Annotated in this window: 20 protein-coding genes; 12 read left to right on the top strand and 8 right to left on the bottom strand. The window is 65.9% G+C overall.

Annotated elements, in window-relative coordinates; genetic code table 11:
* Positions 1–85: 85 nt before the first annotated feature.
* Positions 86–1,045, bottom strand: a complete 960-nt coding sequence (cas6, locus tag CKO23_RS20340; RefSeq protein ID WP_200334196.1) for a CRISPR system precrRNA processing endoribonuclease RAMP protein Cas6 — start codon at positions 1,043–1,045, stop codon at positions 86–88.
* Between the two features lie 162 nt (positions 1,046–1,207).
* The gene (locus CKO23_RS20335) at positions 1,208–2,185 is read right to left on the bottom strand and encodes a DMT family transporter (protein ID WP_200334194.1); all 978 of its coding nucleotides are present in this window, start codon (positions 2,183–2,185) and stop codon (positions 1,208–1,210) included.
* Positions 2,186–2,282: 97 nt separating this feature from the next.
* Between CKO23_RS20335 and CKO23_RS20330 the strand changes: the two genes are divergently transcribed.
* Positions 2,283–3,176 (top strand): LysR family transcriptional regulator, encoded by an 894-nt coding sequence (locus CKO23_RS20330; RefSeq protein WP_200334192.1) that lies wholly within the window; start codon positions 2,283–2,285, stop codon positions 3,174–3,176.
* Between the two features lie 42 nt (positions 3,177–3,218).
* Here the strand turns inward: CKO23_RS20330 and CKO23_RS20325 are convergent, their stop codons facing one another.
* Positions 3,219–3,716, bottom strand: coding sequence for a hypothetical protein (locus CKO23_RS20325; RefSeq protein ID WP_200334190.1), 498 nt, complete (start codon positions 3,714–3,716; stop codon positions 3,219–3,221).
* A 101-nt stretch (positions 3,717–3,817) separates the two neighbouring features.
* Between CKO23_RS20325 and CKO23_RS20320 the strand changes: the two genes are divergently transcribed.
* Genes CKO23_RS20320 through CKO23_RS20295 form a run of 6 tightly spaced genes read left to right on the top strand, consistent with a single transcriptional unit; the run spans position 3,818 to position 9,649 of the window.
* Positions 3,818–6,643, top strand: coding sequence for a monovalent cation/H+ antiporter subunit A (locus CKO23_RS20320; protein ID WP_200334188.1), 2,826 nt, complete (start codon positions 3,818–3,820; stop codon positions 6,641–6,643).
* Complete coding sequence (locus CKO23_RS20315; protein ID WP_200334186.1) at positions 6,644–6,985, top strand: Na+/H+ antiporter subunit C; 342 nt, start codon at positions 6,644–6,646, stop codon at positions 6,983–6,985.
* A complete protein-coding gene (locus CKO23_RS20310) occupies positions 6,982–8,502 on the top strand; it encodes a monovalent cation/H+ antiporter subunit D (protein WP_200334184.1) in 1,521 nt (506 codons plus the stop codon). The genes CKO23_RS20315 and CKO23_RS20310 overlap by 4 nt, the downstream gene beginning before the upstream one ends.
* Positions 8,499–8,993, top strand: a complete 495-nt coding sequence (locus CKO23_RS20305; RefSeq protein WP_200334182.1) for a Na+/H+ antiporter subunit E — start codon at positions 8,499–8,501, stop codon at positions 8,991–8,993. Before CKO23_RS20310 ends, CKO23_RS20305 begins: the two co-directional genes overlap by 4 nt.
* Positions 8,987–9,256 carry a K+/H+ antiporter subunit F gene (locus CKO23_RS20300; protein WP_200334180.1) on the top strand — a complete coding sequence of 90 codons (270 nt, stop codon included), beginning with the start codon at positions 8,987–8,989 and terminating at the stop codon, positions 9,254–9,256. Before CKO23_RS20305 ends, CKO23_RS20300 begins: the two co-directional genes overlap by 7 nt.
* A gap of 42 nt (positions 9,257–9,298) precedes the next feature.
* Positions 9,299–9,649: a Na+/H+ antiporter subunit G gene (locus tag CKO23_RS20295; protein WP_200334172.1), complete on the top strand. Its 351-nt coding sequence runs from the start codon at positions 9,299–9,301 to the stop codon at positions 9,647–9,649.
* A 141-nt stretch (positions 9,650–9,790) separates the two neighbouring features.
* Here the strand turns inward: CKO23_RS20295 and moaE are convergent, their stop codons facing one another.
* Positions 9,791–10,273, bottom strand: coding sequence for a molybdopterin synthase catalytic subunit MoaE (gene moaE / locus CKO23_RS20290; protein ID WP_200334170.1), 483 nt, complete (start codon positions 10,271–10,273; stop codon positions 9,791–9,793).
* Between the two features lie 246 nt (positions 10,274–10,519).
* On the opposite strand from moaE, the gene CKO23_RS20285 reads away from it, so the two are divergent.
* Together CKO23_RS20285 and CKO23_RS20280 are read left to right on the top strand one after the other, a co-directional pair.
* Positions 10,520–11,947 carry an NfeD family protein gene (locus tag CKO23_RS20285; protein ID WP_242482602.1) on the top strand — a complete coding sequence of 476 codons (1,428 nt, stop codon included), beginning with the start codon at positions 10,520–10,522 and terminating at the stop codon, positions 11,945–11,947.
* 23 nt (positions 11,948–11,970) lie between these two features.
* Positions 11,971–12,732, top strand: a complete 762-nt coding sequence (locus CKO23_RS20280) for a slipin family protein (protein ID WP_200334168.1) — start codon at positions 11,971–11,973, stop codon at positions 12,730–12,732.
* A 42-nt stretch (positions 12,733–12,774) separates the two neighbouring features.
* Here CKO23_RS20280 and CKO23_RS20275 read toward each other — a convergent pair whose 3' ends face one another.
* The 4 genes from CKO23_RS20275 to glgB all read right to left on the bottom strand — a co-directional run bounded on the left by CKO23_RS20275 (position 12,775) and on the right by glgB (position 16,467).
* Positions 12,775–13,347, bottom strand: a complete 573-nt coding sequence (locus CKO23_RS20275) for an NnrU family protein (protein WP_200334166.1) — start codon at positions 13,345–13,347, stop codon at positions 12,775–12,777.
* Between the two features lie 102 nt (positions 13,348–13,449).
* Positions 13,450–13,902 carry a YaiI/YqxD family protein gene (locus tag CKO23_RS20270; protein WP_200334158.1) on the bottom strand — a complete coding sequence of 151 codons (453 nt, stop codon included), beginning with the start codon at positions 13,900–13,902 and terminating at the stop codon, positions 13,450–13,452.
* Complete coding sequence (locus tag CKO23_RS20265; RefSeq protein WP_242482601.1) at positions 13,863–14,207, bottom strand: DUF2288 domain-containing protein; 345 nt, start codon at positions 14,205–14,207, stop codon at positions 13,863–13,865. The genes CKO23_RS20270 and CKO23_RS20265 overlap by 40 nt, the downstream gene beginning before the upstream one ends.
* Complete coding sequence (gene glgB, locus CKO23_RS20260; protein WP_200334154.1) at positions 14,194–16,467, bottom strand: 1,4-alpha-glucan branching protein GlgB; 2,274 nt, start codon at positions 16,465–16,467, stop codon at positions 14,194–14,196. Before glgB ends, CKO23_RS20265 begins: the two co-directional genes overlap by 14 nt.
* Positions 16,468–16,800: 333 nt before the next feature.
* Here glgB and glgC point away from each other — a divergent pair, with 333 nt between their 5' ends.
* The 3 genes from glgC (at position 16,801) to CKO23_RS20245 (ending at position 19,197) form a co-directional block, all read left to right on the top strand.
* Entirely contained in the window at positions 16,801–18,072 is a 1,272-nt protein-coding gene (gene glgC, locus CKO23_RS20255) for a glucose-1-phosphate adenylyltransferase (RefSeq protein WP_200334152.1), read from the top strand.
* A 53-nt stretch (positions 18,073–18,125) separates the two neighbouring features.
* On the top strand, positions 18,126–18,326 hold the full coding sequence (gene thiS / locus CKO23_RS20250; RefSeq protein ID WP_200334150.1) for a sulfur carrier protein ThiS: 201 nt from the start codon (positions 18,126–18,128) through the stop codon (positions 18,324–18,326).
* 73 nt (positions 18,327–18,399) lie between these two features.
* On the top strand, positions 18,400–19,197 hold the full coding sequence (locus CKO23_RS20245; RefSeq protein ID WP_200334148.1) for a thiazole synthase: 798 nt from the start codon (positions 18,400–18,402) through the stop codon (positions 19,195–19,197).
* Positions 19,198–19,901 lie beyond the last annotated feature (704 nt).

Raw genomic sequence — 19,901 nt, 5'->3', positions numbered from 1 at the left:
GCTTGTGGCGGGGAGTCGCGGCGGGGCGCCGCTCCCACAGGGCGCCGCTCCCACAGGGCGCCGCTCCCACAGGGCGCCGCTCCCACTAAGCGGGAAGGAGGCGGTAGCCGCCGAGGCCGAAGGCGGTGCCTTTGCCGATGTGGGTCCACTGTCCCAGCCAGAGGACGGGCCAGATGAGGGGTAGGTCCGGTCCGGTCAGCTCGATCTCGCCAACGAGTCCGCCCATCTGCATCAGCTTGTCCTGGCGGGAGGAGAAGCGAGTCCAGTCGTGCCATCGGAGCTGACTGGCGCGCATCACGAGGGAGTCCGGCGCGGCAAAGAGACTAGCGGCGTCGAAGGCATCCGGGGTGCCGCCGTAAAGTTGGGCGAGCCGTCGCAACCGCTGATAGAGCGATCGCGTGAGGTCGGCCGCGGAGAGATCCCGCACGCCGAGAAAGTGTCCGTCGCGCTTGATCCTGACTGGCGTGGACAGGATCAGCCGAGCGGTATCCGGTGCGCGGGGCAAGTCGATGGGCGGGATCTCGACCTGCCGGTACTCACCAGCCTCTGCCTCGAAGACAGAGGGCCAGACATCCGCGCCGAGAGACCGCTCGCGCTCGACCGCGGCAAGCAGGAACCGCCCCTGACCCGTGCCAATTCCGCGCTCGCCGGCCTTGCCGAGGGCGTGGATGAGGTAAGGAATCTGCCCGATGGCCGGTCCGATCAGCGTGATGACCAGATGAAAGTGCGCCCCCGGCTCCAGGACACGCGGCGCCTTGGGGTCGATGTCGAGGACATAGGGATGCGGCACGGCGGAGAACCCACGCGCCACCTCATCCGGAGGCGGAGGTGTCTCGAAGAGTGTCGAGTAGACGCAGCTGCGAATCAGCAGGCAGCCCGAACACTGGGGCTGATGGGTCACGCAGGCGGTTCGGCGCAACCCGTGACCTAGGAGCCCGCGCCAGGCGGAGCCGCTATAGGGCGGAAGCCGCACTGTCTCTTGAGCCCGAAACTGAAAACGGAAGCGCGCGAGCGGCGGGAAGTGGAGACTGGCCGTCGAGTCCATGTCACGAAATCCAGTGGATGATGTTGGCCAGGGATCCTAGGGGAAGCCGCTGAACATACCCCAGGACGACAAGCTTGTCGCGACACGTGTTCGCGAGCCCGGCCGCGATCGGCGGCGGCCGGACACCTCGTTCAAGGCGTGCCTCAACGCCGTGGACATCCGCTACGGGAGCCGTGGCGTCAAATGCTGCCCGGCAAGACCGCGCAGCGTGGCGCCGATGCGCTGGCGCTTGGCCGTCCAGTCGATCTGAAGGCTGTTGCCGAACTGGAGGCAGGCCATGCCCCCGAGGATCAACAGAAAGCCCAGCGTCTGGATGGGCAGGATCCGCTCGCCGAGAAAGATCCAGGCGGCGATCAGCGTGACTCCGGGGCCGCTCAGCGCGACCAGGCTCGCCTTGCCCGCGCCGGTGCGGCGGATGCCCTCGAAGAGGAGAAGGAAGGGCAGCACGGTTGCGGCGACGACCATGATGGCAATCCAGCCGAGCCCGATCGCTGGGATCTGGAAGTCCTGCGGGCTGGCGCCAGTCAGGGCGTAGAGCAGGAAGACCAGAAAGGTGCTGGTGTTCATGATGGCCGTGAAGCGCGCGGAGCCAAGACGCGCGGCGATGCCTTGCCCCAGGACGAGGAAGAGCGCATAGCTTGCGGCGGCCACGAAACCGCAGGCGATGCCGATCCACTCGCGTGTCTCCAGGTGGCCCGCGAAGCCCTTGGGCGCGAACAGCAGCGCCAGGCCCGCATAGCAGACCGCGAATACCGTCAGCTCGCGCCCCGTCGGGAGCCGGCGCTCCCGCCAGGCCGTCAGCGCCTGAACCAGCAGGGGATAGGTGAAGAGCAGCATGCGCGACAGTCCCGCGCCCAGGCGGTCGATGGCCATGAAGTCGGCCACGGTCGCCAGGGTGAAGAGGGTGCCGATGAGCAGTCCGTCGCGCCAGTCCATCCGCGAGGCGCGCGTGCCCTTGTGCGCGAGCAGCCGAACGGCGATCCAGTACAGCGGCAGGGCCATGGCGATCCGCAGCATGAGGACGCCCGCGAGCGTCATCCCGGTCGCCAGGGCGAGCTTTGCGAAGACGCCCTTGAAGGCGAATCCGACATTGGCGAGCAGGACCATGAGGAAGGCGGTATCGGGCGTGCGGCGTGTCATTCTGGCGACTCTGCGATGGTGGTGGACCTGTTGTCGCTCATTCGCAGCTATGCTTCAAACGGAATCTTTTGCACGCAGTTTTGATAAAATCGCAACGATGGACAGTCGTCATCTCAAGTGCTTCCTGCATGTCCTGGAGGCCGGCGGACTCAGCCGGGCCTCTCAGCGCATGCATCTCACGCAGTCGGCACTGAGCCGCCAGATCCGGCAGTTGGAGGAGCATCTGGGCGTGGATCTCTTCTCGCGAACGGGGCGCGGGCTGGTTCCCACGGAGGCGGGACGGCGGCTTGAGCCGAGGGCGCGGGCACTGATCACGGATCTCGACCGACTCGAGACGGAACTCACGGCGGGCGCTGGGCGCATCGTCGGATCCCTGGTGATGGCGGTCCCGCCGAGCCTGGGTTCCGCGCGTCCCGCGAGCCTGATCTGCGACTACCGCACGCTGTATCCGCTGGTGCGTATTCGCATGATTTCCGCCATGAGCGGCGCCATTCAGGACGGCCTGCTGCAGGGCCGGTTCGACCTGGGGCTGCTGCACCACCCACGGACCGCGGCCGGCCTGATCAGCGAGAACCTGTGGCGGGAACGGCTCTGGCTGGTGGCGGATGCCGAGGCGGGGCTGTCCGCCGAGCGTCCAGTGCCCTACGCGGCGGCCTTGCGGGAGCCCATGATTCTGCCCAATCCGCGCCATGGTCTGCGCGCGCTGGTGCAGGGCTATGCCGCGGGGATGGGGATCGGACTCGAGGTCGCGCTCGAGGTCGACAGCCTCCCCATTATTCTCGAACTGGTCGCGCTGGGGATCGGCCGGACGCTGCTGCCACACCCGGCGATCGAGGCCGAGCTGGCGACCGGCCGCCTCAGCGCCGCGCCCGTGGTTGCGCCGGAGATGGAGCGCGTGACGGTCCTCGCCTGGGCCGAAGACCGTTCGCCCAACCGCGCGGCGGCCGCGATGGCGGACCTCATCCGGGAGCGGTGGCGCCAGCCGGTCTAGGGGCCTGGGCCGACACCGGGCACGGCGCGTTCGGCTGAGGGATCAGCGCCCCATCACCTGCCCCATGATCGCCTGGATCGAGGGGTGATCCATGAGCCGCTGGAAGCGTGGGTCGCCGCGCAGGCGCTCCAGATCGCCGGAGAGGATCATGCGGGTCAACTCGGGGTCGGACAGGGCTTGCTGGATCTCGGGGTCCTGCTGGAGGGCGCTGACCTGTTCCATGAGGCCCTGATCCATCACGAGTTGCTTCTGGATGCCGGCGATGTCGGCGGAGTAGTCCGACGCGGCGGGGGCCTGGGCTGGCGCGGCCATGGCACCGCCGCTGGCGGGCTGGAGCGCGCGGATGCTGGTTTCGGGGACAGACAGCTCGCCGAGCGTGGCGGAGCGGATGCGGTAGTGGCCGGCCTCGATGCCGATCAGCTCGCCGGTGATGACGCTGCCGTCGGTCAGCTCGATGCGGCTTTCACCGGCCAGGGAGATGACGGGCAGGAGGAAACCGATTGCCAGGAGGAGTCTGGGCCGCATCCGACGTGGTGGCATGGTGAGAAGCGCCTCGGGTCGCCGTGGGGACAGGGTTTTGGGGATCGATGGTATCCTGGTCGTCACAGCCGAACAGGCTCTTGATCACAGAATTCCATCGCATGAATCTGCCACTCGTCGTGCTCACCCCCTTCATCGGGGCCATTCTGACCGCCTGGGTCGCTCGCTTCGGCGCGACGCGCGCCGCCTGGACCGCGGGGGGCTCGGCGTTGCTCGCGGTCGTCTTGCTGGCGCCAAGTCTGCCGGTGCCCTTCGGCGGCGAGACCATCCTGCAGCGCTGGACCTGGATTCCGCAGGTGGGGGTGGATCTGGCGTTCAGGTTCGACGGCCTGGGACTTCTGTTCGCCACCATGATCCTCGGCATCGGCCTGCTGATCATCCTCTACGCGCGCTACTACCTCTCAGAGGATGGCGAGCAGCCGCAGACGGGGCTCGGACGCTTCTATGCCTATCTGCTGCTCTTCATGGGCTCCATGCTCGGCGTGGTGCTGTCCGAAAACCTGATCCTGCTGCTGATCTTCTGGGAGATGACCAGCCTCTCCTCGTTCCTGCTCATCGGCTATTCATACGAGAGCAAGGAGGCCAGGAAGGGCGCGCGCATGGCGCTCACGGTCACGGGGCTGGGCGGCCTGGCGCTGCTGGGCGGATTCCTGCTGTTGGGCGAGATGGCGGGGAGCTATGAGCTGTCGGTGATCCTGACCCAGGGCGACGCGATTCGCGCGGATCCGCTCTACACGCCCATGCTGGTGCTGATCCTGATCGGGGCCTTCACCAAGTCGGCGCAGTTCCCCTTCCATTTCTGGCTGCCGCGCGCCATGGCGGCGCCGACGCCCGTTTCCGCCTATCTGCACTCGGCGACGCTGGTGAAGGCGGGCATCTTTCTGCTCGCGCGGCTGTTCCCGGTGCTCTCCGGCACGCCGGAGTGGAGCTGGCTGGTGATCGGCGCCGGCCTCAGCACGCTCTTGGTCGGCGCCTGGTTCGCGCTCTTCAAGCATGACCTCAAGGGCCTGCTGGCCTACTCGACCATCAGCCATCTGGGGCTGATCACGCTGCTGTTCGGGCTGGGAACGCCGCTGGCGGCGGTCGCCGGCATCTTCCATATCATGAACCACGCGACCTTCAAGGCGTCGCTCTTCATGGCCGCCGGCATCATCGATCACGAGTGCGGCACCCGCGACATGCGCCGGATCAATGGGCTGTGGAAGTTCATGCCCTACACGGCGACGCTGGCGATGGTGGCGGCGGCCTCCATGGCCGGAGTGCCGCTGTTCAACGGTTTTCTGTCGAAGGAGATGTTCTTCTCCGAGACGGCGGATTTCTTCATGCACTTCGCCTGGGGCTGGGTGCTGCCGGCGCTGGTCGTGGTTGCCGGCGTGCTCGCGGTCGCCTACTCGCTGCGCTTCATCCATGACGTCTTCTTCAATGGCGAGCCCATCGACCTGCCGCGCACGCCGCATGAGCCGCCGTTCTGGATGAAGGCCCCGGTCGAGGTGCTGGTGGGGATCTGCGTGCTGGTCGGCATGTTCCCGGCCATGACCATCGCCTGGCCGCTGCGGGTGGCCGCGGCCAGCGTGCTGCAGGCACCGCCGCCGAGCTTCGATATCGCCATCTGGCACGGGTTCGGCCTCCCCGTGATCATGAGCTTGATCGCGATCGTCGGCGGCATCCTGGTCTACGCGGCGCGGGGGCCACTGTTCCGGCTCGCGGACCGGCTCGCGGGGACGCTGGACGCGGGCGCCGTCTACGACCGCATCATCGGCTGGCTGATTGGGTTTGCCGGAGCCGTGACCAATGGCCTGGATCGCGGCTCGCTACAGCGTCTGGCGGTGATCTTCGTGCTGTCCGTCGTCGGCATCGGCGTCGCCGGCTTCCTGGGCAGTGGAAGTCCGTTGACCGGCCCGCGCGCGCTCCTGCCAATCGATCCCGTGAGCCTCTTCGTGGCCCTGGCGCTGATGACGGTCGCCCTGGCGACCGTGCTGCTGCATCGCAGGCGGCTGACGGCGTTGGTCGTCATCGGCGCGGCGGGGCTGTTGGTGGCCCTGATCTTCGTGAAGTTCTCCGCGCCCGACCTGGCGCTCACGCAGCTCTCGGTCGAGGTGGTGACCATCGTGCTGCTCCTGCTGGCGCTCTACTTTCTGCCGCAGCGCAGCCCGGATGAGTCCGGCTGGCCGAGGCGCATCCGTGACCTTGGGTTGGCACTGCTGGCCGGCGGCGGCGCCGGGGCGCTGACCTGGGCCATGCTGACGCGGCCGCACGTCTCGATCTCCGACTTCTTCCTCGCCAACAGCGTCTCGGGCGGCGGCGGCTCGAACGTGGTGAACGTGATTCTCGTCGACTTCCGCGGCTACGACACCCTGGGCGAGATCTCGGTGCTCGCCCTGGCGGGCTTGGGCATCTATGCGATGCTCAAGGATTTGCAACTGCCGGGGCTTCAGCGCGACTCGCGGGGCCGCCCCTGGAGCTGGGACGCGCACCCCAGCATCATGGCGGCCTTGACGCGGCTGCTGCTGCCGCTCGCGCTGCTGGTGTCCGTCTTCATCTTCCTGCGCGGCCACAATCAGCCTGGCGGCGGCTTCATCGCCGGGCTCATCACCGCCGTCGCGATCATCATGCAGTACCTGACCAATGGGGTGACCTGGACCCACCAGCGGATGTCCGACAACATGCACCCCTTGATCGGCGCCGGGCTGCTGATCGCAACCCTCACCGGACTGGCGAGCCTGGCGCTCGGCTATCCCTTCCTCACCTCGGCCTTCAGCCACATCCATTGGCCGATCGTCGGTGACTTCGAGCTGGCCTCGGCCATGGCCTTCGACCTGGGAGTCTTCCTGGTCGTCGTCGGGGCGACCCTGCTGATTCTGATCCACCTGGGGCTGATGCATGATGCGAGTCACCCGGGACCGACGCTGCGAGAGGAGCCGCGCTAAGTGGAAGCCCTGATGAGCCTGATCGTTGGCGTGCTGAGCGCCTGCGGCGTCTACCTGCTGCTGCGCGCCCGCACCTTTCCGGTGGTGCTGGGGCTGACGCTGATGACCTATGCGGTGAACCTCTTTCTCTTCGCGAGCGGGCGGCTCACCATCGGCGCGCCGCCGATCATTCGCGAGGACGCGACGCAGTACACGGATCCCCTGCCCCAGGCGCTGGTGCTCACGGCCATCGTCATCAGCTTCGCGATGACCGCCTTCGTCATCATGCTCGCGCTCAAGGCGCGCGCCGAGCTGGGTAACGACCACGTTGACGGCCGCGCGGACCGCGAGGAGTCAGCGTGACGCATCTCACCATCGCGCCCGTGCTCCTGCCCTTGCTGGCCGGAGCGCTGCTTTTACTGACCCGGCGCCTGCTGCCGCTCGGGGTCCGACGGGGCCTGAACCTGGCGGCCGTCACGGGTCAGGTGGTGCTCGCGGTCATGCTGCTGATGGCAGTGGGCTCCGGGGACGTGCTGACCTACAACCTGGGGAACTGGCCGGCGCCCTACGGCATCGTGCTGGTGGCGGATCGGCTGGCGGCCTGGATGCTGCTGATCACAGCCCTGCTCGGCTTCTTCGTACTGCTCTACGCCGTGCGGGGCACCGACCGCGGCAGCCGGCATTTCCACCCCATCTACCAGCTGCAGCTGTTCGGGCTCAACGGCGCCTTTCTCACCGGAGACCTCTTCAACCTTTTCGTCTTCTTCGAAATCCTGCTGCTCGCGTCCTATGGGCTCCTGGTACATGGCGGCGGAGCCAAGCGGATTCGCGCCGGGCTGCACTTCGTGGTGATCAATCTGGCGGGCTCGACGCTCTTTCTCTTCGCCGCCGGCACGCTCTACGGGGTGCTCGGGACGCTCAACATGGCTGACCTGGCGGTCAAGGTGGCGCAAACGTCGCCGGAGAATCTGGGCGTGGTGCGCACGGCGGGTCTGCTGCTGTTCGCCGTCTTTGGGCTCAAGGCCGCCCTGATCCCCCTGCATCTGTGGCTACCCGGGGCCTATTCGACGACCTCGGCGCCGGTGGCCGCGCTCTTCGCGATCATGACCAAGGTCGGGGCCTATTGCCTGCTGCGCGTGGGCACCCTGATCTTCGGCGCGGAGGCCGGCCCGCTGACGGATCTCTATGCCGAGTGGCTGTTGCCGCTGGGGTTGATGACGCTGCTGCTCGGCGCCTTCGGCGCGCTCTCCGCGAATGAGCTGCGGCGCCAGATCGCTTACCTGGTCGTGGTCTCCGTCGGGCTACTGCTCACGGCCTTCGGGCTGGCGAGCGCGGCGGGCATCGCCGCGGGGCTCTACTACATGGTCAACACCACCTTCGCGACGGCGGCCTTCTTTCTCCTGGCGGACCTGATCGCGCGGCGGCGCGGCGCCATGCTGGACCGCTTGAGTCCGGGACCGGCGATCCATCGGGCCGGACTGCTCGGCGGACTCTTCTTCATCGCGGCCTTGCTGGTCGTCGGACTCCCACCCCTGTCCGGCTTCGTCGGCAAATTCCTGGTGCTCAGCGCGGCCTTCGAAGACCGCAGCTGGCCGTGGGTGATGGCGGCCGTGCTGACCTCGGGACTGCTCGGCATGATCGCGCTGGGCCGCTCCGGCAGCCTGCTCTTCTTCAACACGACGGCCGGAGTCGAACGCGATCCACCGGGCGAGCGGATGGCTCTGATGCCGGTTTTTGGCCTGCTGGCGCTTTGCGTTGGCCTGCTCGCGGCGTCCGGCCCCATGCTCGGCTTCTGCACCGCAACGGCGGAGCAGTTGCTGCATCCTCAGGGTTATATCTCGGCCGTTCTCGGGCCAACTTCGGGCGGGACGAATCCATGAAACACTGGCTGCTGCCGCACCCCATCCTGACGCCGATCCTGGCCCTCATTTGGGTGCTGCTGGTGAATAGCCTGTCGCCCGGCGCCATCCTCATGGGGGTCGTCCTGGGCTGGGCCATCCCGCTCTTCACCCTGCGTTTCTGGCCGGATGAGGTTCGCGTGCGCAAGCCGCTCACGCTGATACGCTTTCTGGTCGTGCTCTTGTACGACATCCTGATCGCCAATCTCGCCGTCGCCTGGCTGATCCTGCGCGGACCTCGGCATGTCCACCCGGCCTTCGTGGTGGTCCCGCTGGAGCTGACGACGGACATCGGCATCAGCTTTCTGGCGAACACCATTTCACTGACGCCAGGCACGGTCTCGTCATGGCTGAGTCCGGATCGGCGCAGCCTGGTCGTTCAGGGGCTGGACGTGAAGGATCCGCACGCGCTGGTGGAAACGATCAAGCGCCGTTACGAGGCGCCCTTGCTGGAGGTCTTCGAGTCATGTTGAGCACCGCTCTCGCCATCGCCTTCGGCCTGGTCACGGCGGCCCTGGCGCTCACGCTCTGGCGCCTGCTGCGCGGGCCGGACAAGCCGGATCGCATCCTGGCCCTGGATACCCTCTACGTGAATTCGATCGCCCTGCTGGTGCTGCTCGGCATCCACCTGGATTCCGCGCTCTACTTCGAGGCCGCCATCCTCATCGCCATGATGGGTTTCGTCGGCACGGTCGCGCTCTGCAAGTATCTGCTGCGCGGCGACATCATCGAATAGGCAAGACGATCGAATAAGCGACATGATCGAATAGGATCAGACATGCTGGAAACGACCCTCTCCATTCTCATCGTCATCGGCGCCCTCTTCACCTTCATCGGCTCGCTTGGCTTGGCGCGCATGCCGGATTTCTACACCCGGCTGCACGGACCGACCAAGGCGACGACGCTGGGGGTCGGCAGTCTGTTGATTGCGTCGATGATCCATTTCAGCACCCAGGGTGAGGGCGTCAGCTTTCACGAGGTCCTGGTCACGCTCTTTCTCTTCATCACCGCGCCGGTGAGCGCGCACCTGCTCTCCAAGGCGGCGCTGCATTTGCGGGTGCGGTCCATCGCGCCTCCGCCGGCTCAGATCGAGCAGGCGGATTCGGAGGCGGATCGCGGGCGCGAGTAGGCCGCAACAGGATTTTGGCAGACCGCCGGCCAAGCCGCTTCGTTCGGTGGGAGCGGCGCCCCGCCGCGACCGGGTGCCTGTCGCGCAGAGGGCGGCGCTCCCGGATCGGCGCGCAGGCAGGCGGACCGCAATCGGCGATCGCTATTGCGGTCTCGGGTTCTGTGCTCCTCCGTTCCCCCAACGCCCCGCGGCGGCATCGTCCGATGACCGCGCCTCGACCCAGCGCTCCCCTTCCGCTGTCTGCTCCTTCTTCCAGAACGGCGCCCGCGTCTTCAGATAGTCGATGAGAAACTCGCAGGCACGGAAGGCCTCACCGCGATGCTGGCTGGCGACGCCGACGAAGACGATGGGATCCTGGGGCTCAAGCGGCCCGACGCGGTGGATGATGGTGAGACCTTCGAGGCTCCAGCGCGACGCCGCCTCCTCGGCCATCGCCGCGAGTGCCTTTTCCGTCATGCCTGGATAGTGCTCCAGGGTCATGCGGCTGACTTGGGCTCCGTCATTCAGGTCGCGCATCAGGCCAACGAAGGTAACCAGGGCGCCGACGCGCGGATTGCAGCGGCTCAGGGCATCCTGCTCGGCGGCGACGTCGAATGGGTTGGGCTGAACGATGATGCGGGGCATGGGAGTTAACTCCGAGAGGGGGACAGTTGGGAGAATCGCACAGGGCTTCGTTCTGTAAATCGCGTCTTCATGCGAAAACCAAAATGACAGGCGCTGTCTGCGGCTTGCCGTCGCGGCGGGGCGCCGCTCCCACGCGCTCTTGCGGCCAGCGTCGTCGACACGAGTGGGGGGAAGTCGTCGACCCTAAGAGCCCAGGTACTGTCTAAGCTTCAGGTATGGCCCTTGGGTCGTTCAGGAGGCAGGTCAATGGCTCATCGCATTTCATCTCGGCTCATGGCCCGTCTGTGGGCGCTCGCCATGCTCATCGCGCCCGCCGCTGGCGTGCCGGCGGCACCGGGCGATCCCGCTTCGACGGGTCCGCGAGAGGCGCTGGTCATGGATATCGACGGCGCCATCGGACCCGCGACGGCGAGCTATGTCCAGGAGTCCATCGCCGAGGCGCAGGCGCGCGGCGCGGAGATCCTGGTGATCCGGATCGATACGCCGGGCGGGCTCGATACCGCGATGCGCTCCATCGTCAAGGCCGTGACGGCGGCTCGCGTTCCGATCGCCTGCTACGTGGCCCCGACGGGGGCGCGGGCGGCGAGCGCCGGGACCTATATCCTTTACGCCTGTCCCGTCGCGGCGATGGCGCCCGGGACCAATCTGGGCGCGGCAACCCCAGTGCAACTGGGCGGACTGCCGTCGGCGGAGCCATCGCAGGGCAGTCCCGCCGATGGTGAGACGGGGGCCGCGGACCCGGACGCCAGCGGCGCCTCCAAGGCCGCCCCGAAGGAGGTCTCGGGCGACGCCAAGATGCGCAAGGTGGTCAACGACGCGGCGGCCTATATCCGCAGCCTGGCGGCCCTTCACGGCCGCGACGCCGACTGGGGCGAGCAGGCGGTTCGGGAAGGTGTGAGCCTGTCGGCCGAGGATGCGCTGCGGCGCGGCGTCATCGACCTCATGGCGCCGAGCTTGGAGTCGCTGCTCCAAACCCTGGACGGTCGTGACATCAAACTCGGCGAAGACCGCGTGCGACTGAGCACCAGCGGCTTGAGCATCGTCGCGCTGCAGCCGGACTGGAAGACACAGTTGCTCGCCGTGATCAGCAATCCGAACATCGCCTATATCCTTCTGCTGATCGGCATCTACGGCCTGGTCTACGAATTCTCCAATCCGGGCGCCGTGCTGCCGGGCACGGTCGGAGCGCTGAGCCTGCTGATGGCGCTCTATGCCTTTCAGCTCCTGCCGATCAACTACGCCGGGCTGGCACTCATCGGGCTGGGATTGGCGCTCATGGTGATGGAGGTCTTCTCGCCGAGCTTCGGCGGCCTGGGGCTCGGCGGCATCGCGGTCTTCGTCTTCGGATCGCTGATCCTGATCGACACCGAGGCGCCGGGGTTCGGCATCTCCATCTCGCTGATCATCAGCCTGGCGCTCGTGAGCGCCCTCCTGCTCTTCTTTGTCGTCGGGCTGGCGGTCAAGGCCCACGGCAGGCCGGTCGTCACCGGCGGCGAGGAGTTGATCGGCGCGACAGGCCAGGCGGTCTCCGGTTTTCCCGGCGATGGCAGCGTCCATCTGCACGGGGAGGTCTGGAGCGCCCGATCGGACCAGGCCGTTGCGCCCGGCGCAGAGGTCCGTGTGACCGGTCGCGACGGACTCACCCTAATCGTCCAACCTCGCTCCAAGTCCTGAGTACATCCTGAAGGAGAATGCGCATGCCTTTCGAAATCTATCTGTTTCCCGTGCTGCTGCTGATCGGGCTCGTCCTCGCCTCGATTCGCATCCTGCGAGAGTACGTTCGCGGCGTCATTTTCACGCTTGGGCGCTTCACCGGGGTGAAGGGGCCTGGCCTCGTCCTGGTGATTCCCGGCATCCAAAACATGGTCCGGGTGGATCTGCGCGTGCAGGTCATGGACGTGCCGAGCCAGGACGTCATCTCGCGCGACAATGTCTCGGTGAAGGTCAACGCCGTGGTCTACTTCCGCGTGATCGATCCGGAGCGCGCCATCATCCAGGTCGAGGACGTTCGCATGGCGACCAGCCAGCTCGCGCAGACCACGCTGCGCTCCGTGCTGGGCCAGCATGAGCTCGACGAGATGCTGGCCGAGCGCGAGAAGCTCAACGACGACGTGCGCCGCATCCTCGACGCCCAAACGGACGCCTGGGGCATCAAGGTCGCCAACGTGGAGATCAAGCATGTCGACCTGGACGAGTCGATGATCCGCGCCATCGCCCGCCAGGCCGAGGCCGAACGGTCACGGCGCGCCAAGGTCATTCACGCGGAAGGCGAGCAGCAGGCGGCGGAGAAGCTGATGCAGGCGGCGCGGACGCTCTCGCAGCAGCCTCAGGCGATCCAGCTGCGCTTTCTCGAAACGCTCACGGAAATCGCCGGGGATCGGACATCGACCATCGTCTTCCCGCTGCCGCTGGATCTGATTACGCCGCTCTTGAAAAAGATGGAGGCAAAGGACGACTGAGTGCGCAAGCGCGACCTCCGTGTCGCGCTGAAGCGGACGACCTCAGTGAATGGGGGCCACGCCGAAGAGCGCGTGGTGCAGCCAAAAGATGAAGAGCACATAGAGCACCAGCCCACCGACGACGGCAATGGCATCGTTCACCTTGTTCGGCGGAGCGCCTTGCACAGGCGGTCCCGCCCGGCGCTTGAGCGAGATCCGATCCGCCACGGCCCAGGCCAGGAAGGCGCCGAAGAGCAGCACATCGCCCAGGTTGCCGTTGGCGAGCAGATGCGCCAGGGCCCAGATCTTCACGGCCAGGAGCATGGGGTGTTTCACCGCGGATTGGATACGGCCCGGCAGATAGGCGGCGAAGAGGAAGGTGAAGACCGGCAGCATCAACAGCAGCGTGATGTGCTTCATCCAGGTCGGCGGATCGTAGAGGACGATGGGCGCGTCGCGTGTCGCGTCGTAGCCGTTGACGATGAGCACGAAGCCGACGAGGGAGAGAATGGCGTAAACGCCTTGCCAGGCGGGTATCCCGAACCGCTCGACGACGCTGGTTCGAAGCCCCGGCTTGACGATGGAAAGGGAATGGGTTCCGAGGAAAAGGATAAGTCCAAGAACGAGTAAGGCCATCCGAACGACTCCTGTTCGCAGTTTTTTAAATTCGTAGTTCTCTGAAAGCTCGACGGTGGGGAGCGCCGCCCTCGGCACGACAGGTACCCGGTCCGCGGCCGATCAGCGCTTGACCCGCTTGGCCAGAAAGGCGTCCAGGGCGTTGCCGAATGCCTGTCGATCGCCCGCGCTCAGTGTGGGCGGGCCGCCGGTTTGTACGCCGCTCGCGCGTAGCGTCTCCATGAAATCGCGCATGTTGAGGCGCTCGCGAATGTTCTCCTTGGTATAGACCTCACCGCGTGGATTCAAGGCGTGCCCCTCCTTGGCAACGACCTCGGCGGCGAGCGGGATGTCGGCCGTGATCACCAGATCGCCGGGCCGCAGACGCTTGACGATCTCGTTGTCCGCCACGTCGAAGCCCGCCGAGACTTGAATGGCGCGGATGTGGCGCGAGGGCGGCAGGCTCATCGGCTGGTTCGCCACCAGCGTGACCGGCACGCCGAGGCGCTCCGCGGCCCGAAAGAGGATGTCCTTGACTACCCGTGGGCAGGCGTCGGCGTCGACCCAGATGTGCATTCGGCCTCCTGAGCCAGGATCCAGGGCCGGACGACGACCGCCCAGAGACAGGCGTCCGCCGCCAGCCAGTCACGCGCCTGCTGGTCCGTCACTGGCGCGACCCCGCCGGCGGCGCGCTCCGCCGCAATGGTGCCGGCATCGTCCTTCGCCATCGCCAAGGCGATCTCGACGAGATCCAGTCCCGGCCGCACCCAGAGCACGGCACCCTTGGCGAAGAATCGCTGCAGCTCGGTCCAGTGGATCTTCGCCGTTTCCTGATTCAGCTTGACCCGCTGGAGTTCGTCCGTGACCTCAATCGGCTCCATCGGCCTCATCCCCGCCGGGCCTCGCCTCGGTCGACTCCAGGTCGTCGACGTCCAGGTTCTCGGCCGGCTCTGGCTCGTGGACCAGGATGAGACCGGCGAGCGGTGGCAGCGCGATCATCATCGAGTGCGGTCGACCCATCCAGCTCACCGGCTCAGCGGTCACACCGCCCTGATTGCCGACGTTGCTGCCGCCGTAGAGCTCGGCATCCGAGTTGACGGCCTCGCGATAGAAACCTGGCTCGGGGACGCCGATGCGGTAGTTGGCGCGCGGCACGGGGGTGAAGTTGAAGACCGCGGCGATGATTTCCTCACCGGACGTGGATTTGCGGACATAACTGAGCACGGACTGCGAGCTGTCGTGGCAATCGATCCACTCGAAACCGGCGGGATCGAAATCCACCTCGTGCAGGGCGGGAAGCGCCTGATAGAGCCGATTCAGATCGGCGACCAGCTGGCGCACGCCCTGATGCTGAGGCCGCTCGAGCAGATCCCAGTCGAGCGAGGCCGCGAAGTTCCACTCCTGACCCTGGCCGAACTCGCACCCCTGGAACAGCAGTTTCTTGCCGGGATAGCTGAACATGAAGGTGTAGAGCAGCCGCAGACTGGCGAACTTCTGCCAGGCGTCGCCCGGCATCTTGTCGAGCATGGACTTCTTGCCGTGCACCACTTCGTCGTGGGAGAAGGGGAGGACGAAGTTTTCCGTGAAGGCGTAGAGCAGCCCGAAGGTCAGCAGGTCGTGATGGAAGTGGCGGTAGATGGGATCCTTCTGCATGTAGGACAGGGTGTCGTGCATCCAGCCCATGTTCCATTTCATGCTGAAGCCGAGTCCGCCCAGATAGGTCGGACGCGACACCGCCGGCCAGGCCGTGGACTCCTCGGCGATCATGAGGGTGCCTGGATGCTGCTCATGGGTGACCATGTTCAGCTCACGGATGAAGTCGACGGCCTCCAGGTTCTCGTTGCCGCCGTACTTGTTCGGGATCCACTCGCCGGCGTTGCGTGAGTAGTCCAGATAGAGCATGGAGGCGACGGCATCGACGCGCAGCCCGTCGATGTGGAACTCCTCGAGCCAGTAGAGCGCGCTGGAAAGCAGGAAGTTCTTCACCTCCTTGCGTCCGAAGTTGAAGATCAGCGTGCCCCAGTCCCGGTGCTCGCCCATGCGCGGATCGGCGTGCTCGTAAAGTGCCGTGCCATCGAAGCGGGCCAGTGCGTAGGCGTCCTTCGGAAAGTGCGCGGGCACCCAGTCGAGCAGGACGCCGATGCCCTGGCGGTGGAAATAGTCGACGAAGAAACGGAAGTCGTCCGGCGTGCCAAAGCGCGCGGTCGGCGCGAAGTAGCCGGTGCACTGGTAGCCCCAGGAGGCATCCAGCGGATGCTCGGTGATGGGCAGCAGCTCGATATGGGTGAAGCCCATGTCACGGCAGTAGGTCGCGATTTCCTTGGCAAGGATGCGGTAGTTGACGAAATTGCCGTCGTCGTCGCGGCTCCAGGAGCCGAGATGGACCTCGTACACGGACATCGGCCGGTGCTGCCAGTTCGCATCCTTGCGTGCCGCCATCCAGTCTTCATCCGCCCAGCGGAAATTGCTGGCCGGCGCCAGAATACCCGCCGTCTGCGGACGCTCCTGGAAGGCCTGCGCATAGGGGTCGATCTTGATATGAATGTGGGTCGCCTGGTCGCGAATCTCGTACTTGTAATAGCCGCCGGATTTCAGCCCGGGGATGAAGAGCTCCCAGACGCCAGTGCCGCCGCGCACCCGCATGGGATGTGCGCGCCCGTCCCAGGCGTTGAAGTCGCCGACCACACTGACGCGCTCCGCGTTCGGCGCCCAGACGGCAAACTGGATGCCTGAGACGCCGTCGATCTCGCGGACATGCGAGCCGAAGAACCGATAGGCGTGCCAGTGGCGCCCTTCGGCGAAGAGGTGGAGATCGAAGTCCGACAGCTGCGCCGGCAGGCAGTAGGGGTCCAGGGCCACATGCAGACTACCGGCGGCGTCCGCCCACTCGATTTGATAGCGGCTGGGGATCTTGGCGGGATCTGCGGAACCGACGAAGAAGTCGCTGCCCTCGATCCGCTCCAGGGCCAAGTCTGCCTCGACCACGCGCGCGCTTTCCGCAAGTGGCAGGAAGGCCCGCACGACGGCCTTGCCATCTTCCTCATGGCGACCCAGGACTTCGAAGGGGTCATGATGACGCGCTTCGAGGATGCGCTGCAGGGGATCCGGGAGCTTGGGTGCCGAGCCTTTTGCGGTTGCCATTTTAGAATGTCTACCTCTTGGTAACGGCCGGTCCGGTTGTCCGGACGCCTATGAGAGCGTGAGTGGGGCGGGGTGAATGCAGCGGCGGCGGGCGTTGCGATCCTTGTGAAGCGGCCGATCCGCCAGGGGGCGCGGGCCGGTTGCGCGCTCGCCTCAGTCGCTGGTCGTCTGCCATCCCCGAGGTTGCCGACGACATGATGGATGCGTCAGCGGAGCATTCGAGGCTGAATTCTCGCGCTGCCTCCCCCATCCCATGCAGGTTGGAAAACGCCTTGATGGTACCATAAGGGCGATCTGATAAACCCCGTAGCGTCATTCCTGACAGGAGGACTTATGCCCCAAACGAACCCCAGGTTCATCAGCCGCCTGACCCGCAACACCCTGGCGCTGATCCTGGCCGGGGGACGGGGATCGCGACTCAAGCACTTGACGGCTTGGCGCTCGAAGCCCGCCGTTCCCTTCGGAGGGAAATTCCGCATCATCGACTTCCCGTTGTCCAACTGCATCAACTCGGGGATCCGACGCATCGGGGTGCTCACGCAGTACAAGGCCCACTCGCTGATCCTGCACATTCAGAAGGGCTGGGGATTTCTCCGGGGCGAGTTCGGCGAGTTCGTGGAGCTCTGGCCGGCGCAGCAACGCGTCGCCGAGACCGCCTGGTACGCGGGCACGGCGGACGCCGTCTTCCAGAATCTCGACATCATCAGAGACCACAATCCGGACTACATCCTGGTGCTGGCCGGCGACCACATCTACAAGATGGATTACGGCGCCATGATCGCCTACCACGTCGAAACCGGCGCCGATATGACGGTCGGCTGCCTCGAGGTCGACGTGGAGCGTGCGCACGAGTTCGGCGTCATGTCGGTCGACACCAATGAGCGCGTCACCCACTTCGCCGAAAAGCCGGCGCAGCCGGAGACGATTCCGGGCACGACCGACCGCTGTCTCGCCTCCATGGGCATCTACGTCTTCAACAGGGGCTTCCTGTTCGAACAACTCTACAAGGACGCGGATACGCCGACCTCCAGCCACGATTTCGGCAAAGACATCATTCCCAACGTGATCAAGCGCTACCGCGTGATGGCCTATACCTTCCGCGACCCGCGCAGCGGTGAACTCGCGTACTGGCGCGACGTGGGCACTCTCGATGCCTTCTGGGAGGCCAATCTCGAGCTGATCGGCGTCACCCCGCCGCTGAATCTCTATGACAAGAACTGGCCCATCTGGACCTACCAGGAGCAGCTGCCGCCCGCCAAGTTCGTCTTCGACGACGAGGACCGGCGCGGCATGGCCGTGGACTCCATGGTGTCGGGCGGCTGCGTCATCTCCGGGTCGACGGTGCGCCACTCGCTGCTGTTCTCGAACGTGCGCGTGAACTCCTACGCCAGCGTGGAAGATTCAGTCATCCTGCCGGATGTGGATATCGGACGGAACTGCACCATCCGCAACGCGGTCGTAGATCGCTTCTGCCAGATCGAGGAAGGCACCGAGATCGGCGTCGATCCCGAGGCGGATCGTCGTGCCGGCTTCTTCGTCAGCGAAAGCGGCATCACCCTCGTGACCCCGGAGATGCTGGGTCAGGACGCCAATCACGTCCGTTGAGTGCCCCGGGCAGGCGTCGAGTTGCGGCCCTGTCTCGGGCGACTGGAGCTACCATGAACATCATTCTGAACGGGGAGACACGCGAGGTTGCCGAGGGAACCCGCCTGTCGGAACTGGTCGAAACGCTCGCGCTCGCGGGCCAGCGCTTTGCCATTGAGGTCAACGCCGAGCTGGTGCCGCGCAGCCGCTTCAGCGAGCACCCGCTCAGCCCCAACGACCGGGTCGAGATCATCCAGGCCGTTGGCGGCGGCTAGCCGAACCGCGCACGACGACCCGGCCTTTCATTCCACCTTCCCATCATCCAAATCGCACCTGCAATAGAGATCCATGTCTACAGATACCCAGAGCACCGACCGCCTCATCATCGCCGGAAAGGAGTACCGCTCGCGCCTCCTCGTCGGCACCGGCAAGTACAAGGACATGGACCAGACCGCCCGCGCCATCGCGGCGAGCGGGGCGGAGATCGTCACCGTCGCGGTGCGCCGCACCAATCTGGGTCAGAACCCGGGTGAGCCGAACATCCTCGAGGTGCTCCCGCCGGACCGCTATACCATCCTGCCGAACACGGCCGGCTGCTACGACGCGGAGACGGCCGTGCGCACCTGTCGCCTCGCACGCGAGCTGCTGGATGGACACAAGCTGGTGAAGCTGGAAGTGTTGGGCGACGAGAAGACGCTCTTCCCGGACGTAATGGCAACCCTCAAGGCCGCGGAAGAGCTGGTCAAGGACGGCTTCGACGTCATGGTCTACACCAACGACGACCCCATCGTCGCGCGCGAGTTGGAGGCCATCGGCTGCATCGCCGTCATGCCGCTGGCGGCCCCGATCGGCTCGGGCCTCGGCATCCGCAACCCGCTCAACATCCTCACCATCGTCGAGAACGCCAAGGTCCCCGTGCTGGTCGATGCCGGCGTCGGCACTGCCTCCGACGCCGCCGAGGCCATGGAGCTGGGCTGCGACGGCGTGCTCATGAACACCGCCATCGCCGCGGCCAAGGATCCCGTCCTCATGGCCAGCGCCATGCGCAAAGGGATCGAGGCGGGACGCGAGGCCTTCCTGGCCGGCCGCATGCCCGCCAAGCGCTTCGCATCGGCCTCCTCACCCATCGAAGGGCTGTTCTTCTAGAGCGAGTTCCGGCGCCGCAGCCGACCGCGGAGCCTCGTGTGACCGAGGCTCAAGCTCCGCGAGAGGGTCCTGGTCATCACTCCAGCCACTGCGAGACGCACAGTCGTCACATCGACAAGCGTAGTCCACCAACCCTGACGCGAGGTTCGGTGGGCTTCGGTCTCCTCGTCCAGCCTACCGACCCAGCCGCGCTGGCCCCATGAGCTAGCGAAAAGCGCCGAGCCGTCCGCGACACCGCTACGCGGTGACGGAAGCAACGCAGTCGTTTCGTGCTCCGGATTGGCCTTTCCGCTATGCGCGTTACGGGAATTTGCCGACTCAATCACGCAACAGTGTAAAACCCTGAAGCTCAGTTTGACGTTCGCATGTCGCCGAAGCGATCCTTATCCTACAGGTCGTCATTGAACAGAACGAAGCTAGGAGCAAAGACGGGCGATGAATGAGTCATACGATGTCGTGATATTCGGCGCACGTGATGGAGAGGATACTAGGGTCGTAGCCCAGCGGCTCTCCGCAACCTTCGACATTCCGTTGCGACAAGCTGAGCAACTTGTTTCAAGCGGCATAGGCCAGGTATTTGTAACTACTCAGGTGTCCCAGTCCGGCCCTCGGCCGCCGACTACGCGAAGCGCGGCTGAGGCGGGGTGCCCTGGAAGGTCAGGGTGAGGGCGTTGAAGAGATTCGCCCCCTGCTTGTGCATGGTC

Source organism: Thiocystis violacea, from assembly GCF_016583565.1.
Taxonomy (GTDB): Bacteria; Pseudomonadota; Gammaproteobacteria; order Chromatiales; family Chromatiaceae; genus Thiorhodococcus; species Thiorhodococcus violaceus_A.
The sequence above is the reverse complement of the archived record's forward strand: the minus strand, read 5'-3'. Positions and strand labels throughout refer to the sequence as shown.

Excerpts from the sequence above, each read along its gene's own strand:
- CKO23_RS20285 (WP_242482602.1), top strand. The coding sequence starts at position 10,520 with ATGGCTCATCGCATTTCATCTCGGCTCATGGCCCGTCTGTGGGCGCTC.
- cas6 (WP_200334196.1), bottom strand. The coding sequence starts at position 1,045 with ATGGACTCGACGGCCAGTCTCCACTTCCCGCCGCTCGCGCGCTTCCGT.
- CKO23_RS20295 (WP_200334172.1), top strand. The coding sequence starts at position 9,299 with ATGCTGGAAACGACCCTCTCCATTCTCATCGTCATCGGCGCCCTCTTC.
- CKO23_RS20305 (WP_200334182.1), top strand. The coding sequence starts at position 8,499 with ATGAAACACTGGCTGCTGCCGCACCCCATCCTGACGCCGATCCTGGCC.
- CKO23_RS20275 (WP_200334166.1), bottom strand. The coding sequence starts at position 13,347 with ATGGCCTTACTCGTTCTTGGACTTATCCTTTTCCTCGGAACCCATTCC.
- glgB (WP_200334154.1), bottom strand. The coding sequence starts at position 16,467 with ATGGCAACCGCAAAAGGCTCGGCACCCAAGCTCCCGGATCCCCTGCAG.
- CKO23_RS20330 (WP_200334192.1), top strand. The coding sequence starts at position 2,283 with ATGGACAGTCGTCATCTCAAGTGCTTCCTGCATGTCCTGGAGGCCGGC.
- CKO23_RS20335 (WP_200334194.1), bottom strand. The coding sequence starts at position 2,185 with ATGACACGCCGCACGCCCGATACCGCCTTCCTCATGGTCCTGCTCGCC.
- CKO23_RS20270 (WP_200334158.1), bottom strand. The coding sequence starts at position 13,902 with ATGCACATCTGGGTCGACGCCGACGCCTGCCCACGGGTAGTCAAGGAC.
- thiS (WP_200334150.1), top strand. The coding sequence starts at position 18,126 with ATGAACATCATTCTGAACGGGGAGACACGCGAGGTTGCCGAGGGAACC.
- CKO23_RS20325 (WP_200334190.1), bottom strand. The coding sequence starts at position 3,716 with ATGCCACCACGTCGGATGCGGCCCAGACTCCTCCTGGCAATCGGTTTC.
- CKO23_RS20280 (WP_200334168.1), top strand. The coding sequence starts at position 11,971 with ATGCCTTTCGAAATCTATCTGTTTCCCGTGCTGCTGCTGATCGGGCTC.
- CKO23_RS20245 (WP_200334148.1), top strand. The coding sequence starts at position 18,400 with ATGTCTACAGATACCCAGAGCACCGACCGCCTCATCATCGCCGGAAAG.
- CKO23_RS20320 (WP_200334188.1), top strand. The coding sequence starts at position 3,818 with ATGAATCTGCCACTCGTCGTGCTCACCCCCTTCATCGGGGCCATTCTG.
- CKO23_RS20300 (WP_200334180.1), top strand. The coding sequence starts at position 8,987 with ATGTTGAGCACCGCTCTCGCCATCGCCTTCGGCCTGGTCACGGCGGCC.
- CKO23_RS20265 (WP_242482601.1), bottom strand. The coding sequence starts at position 14,207 with ATGGAGCCGATTGAGGTCACGGACGAACTCCAGCGGGTCAAGCTGAAT.
- moaE (WP_200334170.1), bottom strand. The coding sequence starts at position 10,273 with ATGCCCCGCATCATCGTTCAGCCCAACCCATTCGACGTCGCCGCCGAG.
- glgC (WP_200334152.1), top strand. The coding sequence starts at position 16,801 with ATGCCCCAAACGAACCCCAGGTTCATCAGCCGCCTGACCCGCAACACC.